The following is a 4,635-nucleotide window of genomic DNA, read 5'->3' as shown; positions in this document are numbered from 1 at the left end:
ATTCCTTGCGTGCGCGCGGGGTATCCGGTTCAATAGCCACATAGGCGGCGCCGGATTTCAATACACCCAGCAAAGCCACTATCATGGAGGCGGAGCGGTCCAGCATAATGCCAATTACATCATCGGCTTTTACCTGGTAGCTGCTCCTTAAATAATAGGCCAGGCGGTCCGACTGTTCCTGCAGCTGCCGGTACGTAAGCTCCTGCCCTTCAAAAGCCAGTGCTATGTTATCCGGTGTGCGGGCTGCCTGCTCATTAAACAGCTGTACTACGGTTTTATCTGCAGGGTAAGGCACCTTGCTTTCTGCAAAGGTTATGGAGAGCTGCTGTTTTTCCGCTTTGCTTAAATAATCTACCTGGTTTAACGGTATTTCAGGATCGCTGAGCACTGCTACCAGCAATTGTTCCAGGTGACCGCCCAAACGCTCTACTGTGGACCTGTTATAAATATCGCTGTTATAGCCAATGCTGGCGTGGATCTCATCACCCACTTCCGCAAACAGGAAAGTGAAGTCAAATTTATTATACTGATGTTCCTGTCCTTCATAGGCACTTACTTTCACATTGCCTAATTGCTGTGTGCCGGTGGGCATGCTGTTCATGTTCTGTAAGCCCACGATCACATCAAACAATGCGCTTCTGCCGGTATCGCGCTGCAGGTGCAGCTCATCCAGCAGCTCGTCAAAAGGATACAGCTGGTGCTCATAAGCGCCCAGGGTTACTTTTTTGATGTTGTTAAACAGCTCCCGGAAAGTATCCGTACCATTAAAGCGGGTGCGCATGGCCAGGATGTTCAGGTAAAAACCGATCTGGCTTTCCAGCTCAAAATTATCCCTTCCTAATACGGAGCTGCCGATGATAAGATCGGTTTGGCCGGTATAACGAAATAACAGCGCTTTTACTGCTGCCAGTAAACCCATGAACAGGGTGCCGCCCTGCGCCTGTGCCAGCGCTTTCAATTTATTGCTTACAGCAGCCGGCAGGCGTTTTTCTACAATGCCGCCGTTAAAGGTTTTTATTACCGGGCGGGGTTTATCACCAGGCAGCTGTAGTACAGGGATCTCTCCTTCAAACTGCTGCAGCCAGTAATTCCGCTGGTCTTTCAAAGCGCCTTCCCGCAGCTGCGACTGCTGCCATACGGCATAATCCTTATACTGAATGCGCAGCGGCGTTAAAGCTGCTGCTGCATCCGTGTTGTATAATTGCAGCAGCTCTTTGATCAATACGTTCATAGACCATGCATCACTGATAATATGATGAATGGTATAGGTGAAGATCCACCGCTGGTCGGCCACCTGGTATAAACCGGCGCGCAGCAAGGGCCCTACAGCCAGGTCAAAAGGCTTGTTGATCTCCTGCTGTACCAGGGCTTTCAGCTGTTCATCATCCTGATCCCTCAGATCACGGTATGCTAATTTGAAAGCGGCATCTGCCGGTTGTACAAACTGCATTATCTCGCCATTAGCATCTTCCCTGAAAATGGTACGCAATATTTCGTGACGGGCAATAAGCTTATTAAAGGCCGCTTCCAGCAGGGCGGCATCCAGTCCGCCTTCAAACACGTATACGCCGGGTATGTTATAGGCAATGTTGCCTTCCTTAAACTGGCTCAGGATCCAGATGCGTTTCTGTGAGGATGACAAAGGGTAACCGGCTGCCGGTGCTGCAACGGGAATGTGCAGCCAGGCGCTATCTTCCGCAGCGCCTTGTTTGTTGGCCAGCAGGAATTGTACCAGCTCGCTTTTGCGTTCTTTGATCCTGGAAATAACTGATCTGTCAAATTCCGCGGCGCCGGCAAATACCTTTAATTCACCGTCTACTACTTCCAGCACTATATTATTGTCACGTATATCCTTTAATAACTCTTTCATATGTCAATTTGAATTAACGCTGATGTATTTTGTTTGTGCCTGTTCTGTTCAAGAATAAAGCTGATCTGTTCTGCGATATTCTCTATAGTGGGGTCTTTGAAAATGCTTTGAATGTTAATACGTACCTGGAAGGCCAGGTTGATACGGGAGATGAGCTGCGCTACTTTCAGGCTATGGCCGCCCAGCTCAAAGAAGTTATCCTTTACGCCTATACGCTCTTTGCCAAGCAGCTCCTGCCATATAAGCACCAGCTTTTCTTCTGTTTCATTCCGCGGGGCTATGTAGACGGCACCGGTATAAACGCCCAGTCCTGCCGGATCGGGCAGCTTTTTACGGTCTACCTTGCCATTCTGGTTCAGCGGTAATGCTTCCAGCTGTATAAAGTGGGCCGGCACCATGTAGGCGGGCAGGGTATTTGCCAGCTGGGTACGCAGGTCCGTTGGGTTTATTTCGTTTTTACTTACCAGGTAAGCTACCAGGTCCTTATCCCCTCCCGGCGCGCCTTTGGCCACTACCACTGCTGATTCCATATCCGGGTATTTCATGAGCGCGCTTTCTATTTCGCCCAGCTCTATACGGTAACCGCGGATCTTTACCTGGTCATCGCCACGGCCTATAAATTCTATATTGCCATCCGGCAGCCAGCGGCCCAGGTCACCGGTTTTGTACATGCGCTCATTTTCCCGGAAAGGGTTCGGAATAAACTTCTCTGCGGTCAGCAGCTCATTGTTCAGGTATCCCCTGGCCAGGCCGGCGCCACTCACATACAATTCCCCGGCTACACTCACCGGCACTAATTGCAGGTGCTTATCCAGGATGTATACCTGCGAGTTATCAACCGGTTTACCAATGGGCACATTGGCATTTACCGGTATTTCGGTGGTTACCCAATAGGTGGAATCATCCGTATTCTCCGTAGGCCCGTATGCGTTGGTAAGCCTTGCCTTGCTTTTTGACAGGAACAGGCGGATAATGTTGGCCGTGAGCTTATCACCGCCTGACACCACATGCCGCAGGGAAGATAATTTATGCAGGGTGGCGGCATCGGCTGCCTGCATGAGCTCACCCAGGATTACCGGGGGCATATTTATTTTAGTGATCCCGTACTGTTCAATGTATTCAATGCAGTTGTTAATGATGTCCTGCTTAAAGTCCATGGGTGCAATACAGCAGCGGGCGCCAGTGAGCAGTGGCAGCAGGTATTCTTCGATGGCGCCGTCAAAGCTGAAGGAGCGGTAAAAGAGGATATTATCACCGGCGGTAATGCCATAAGAGCGTTTAAAGTAAGCGATCCTTGCTGCCAGCGCGCCGTGTTCTATCATAGCGCCTTTGGGTTTGCCGGTGGTGCCGGAGGTATAGATCACATATACCAGGTTAGCCGGTTTGTGCAGCACAGGCAGATCGGCGCCTGCATATTTTTCAGCGGCAGCAAAACGTTCCATCTCTGCTGCATCCAGCAACACTTTGCAGCGGCTGTCTGTTATCATGTATTCAATACGGTCCTGCGGGTATTCCGTATCAATGGGCACGTAAGCGGCGCCGGATTTTAACACGCCCAGGATGGCTATCACCATTTGCTCACTGCGTTCCAGGGTAATGCCTACCAGGTCATCGGGCTGCACATTGTATTGCTGCCGCAGGTAATGGCCCAGCTGGTTAGCTTTTTCATTCAGCTCCCGGTAAGTAAGCTGTGTATCTCTAAATACCAGGGCAATGCTATCCGGTGTTTGCCGTACCTGCTCTTCAAACAGCTCTACCACTGTGTTATCGGCAAACCAGGGCTGTTCGGTATCATTAAAGCTGATCAGCAGCTGTTGTTTTTCTTTTTCCTGTAAATAACCCAGTTGATAAATGGGTGCAGCCGGTTGTTCAATAACCGCCGCCAGCAGGTTTTCCAGGTGAATACCCAGGCGTTCAATGGTTTCATGATCGTAGATATCACTGTTGTATTCCAGGTTTAACAGCAGCTCCTCTTCCCATTCCATGAAGGTGAAACAGAGATCAAACTTATTCACGATGTCCACTAAACCTTTGTAACCGCTGATCTCCAAGCCATCTACATAATGTACGTCCTGCCGGTCATCGCTTTCGTTCTGCAGTACCACCATCACATCAAACAGGGCGCTGCGGCTCATATCCCGCTGCAGGTGCAGCTCATCCACCAATTCATCAAAGGGATACATCTGGTGCTCATATGCGCCCAGCGTAACCTGCTGCACCTGTTCCAGCAGCTGCTGGTAACTATCTGTTCCTTTAAAACGGGTACGCAGCGCCAGAGTATTAATGTAAAAACCGATCTGGTTTTCCAGGTCAATATGATCACGGCCGGCAATAGGTGTGCCGATGATAATATCTTCCTGGTTCGTGTAGCGGTACAACAGAGCTTTCACCAGCGTTAACAATCCCATGAACAGGGTAGCGCCCTGCGCCTGGCTCAGCGACTTAACACCGCTGTTCAATTGTTTGCTGAACTTTTTCTGTACCAGGCCGGAGTTATAGGTCTTTACTGCGGGACGTACTTTATCTGACGGCAGCTCCAGCACGGGCAGCTCGCCTTCAAACTGGGTTAACCAGTAACCTTTGTGCCGTTGCAGGGATTCGCCGGTAAGCTGCGCCTGCTGCCAGGCGGCATAGTCCTTGTACTGGATGCGCAGGGGGCTTAACGGGAAATCTTTGTGCTTGCAATAGGCGTTATATAATTGCAGCAACTCTTTAATGAGAATGCCCATGGACCAGCCATCGCTGATGATGTGGTGCATTACATG

The 4,635-nt window shown here is 50.1% G+C and carries 2 protein-coding genes; both read right to left on the bottom strand.

Annotated elements, in window-relative coordinates; all coding sequences use genetic code 11:
• Window positions 1–1,870, bottom strand: a 1,870-nt coding sequence (locus tag VIM87_RS21770) for a condensation domain-containing protein (protein WP_331999047.1), incomplete at its 3' end; no start/stop codon positions are given.
• The coding region (locus VIM87_RS21765; protein ID WP_331999046.1) for an amino acid adenylation domain-containing protein at window positions 1,867–4,635 on the bottom strand (2,769 nt) is incomplete at its 5' end. The genes VIM87_RS21770 and VIM87_RS21765, both read right to left, overlap by 4 nt.

It is taken from the genome of Chitinophaga sp., assembly GCF_036569125.1.
Lineage (GTDB): Bacteria > Bacteroidota > Bacteroidia > Chitinophagales > Chitinophagaceae > Chitinophaga.
This window is presented reverse-complemented; position numbering and strand designations above follow the sequence as displayed.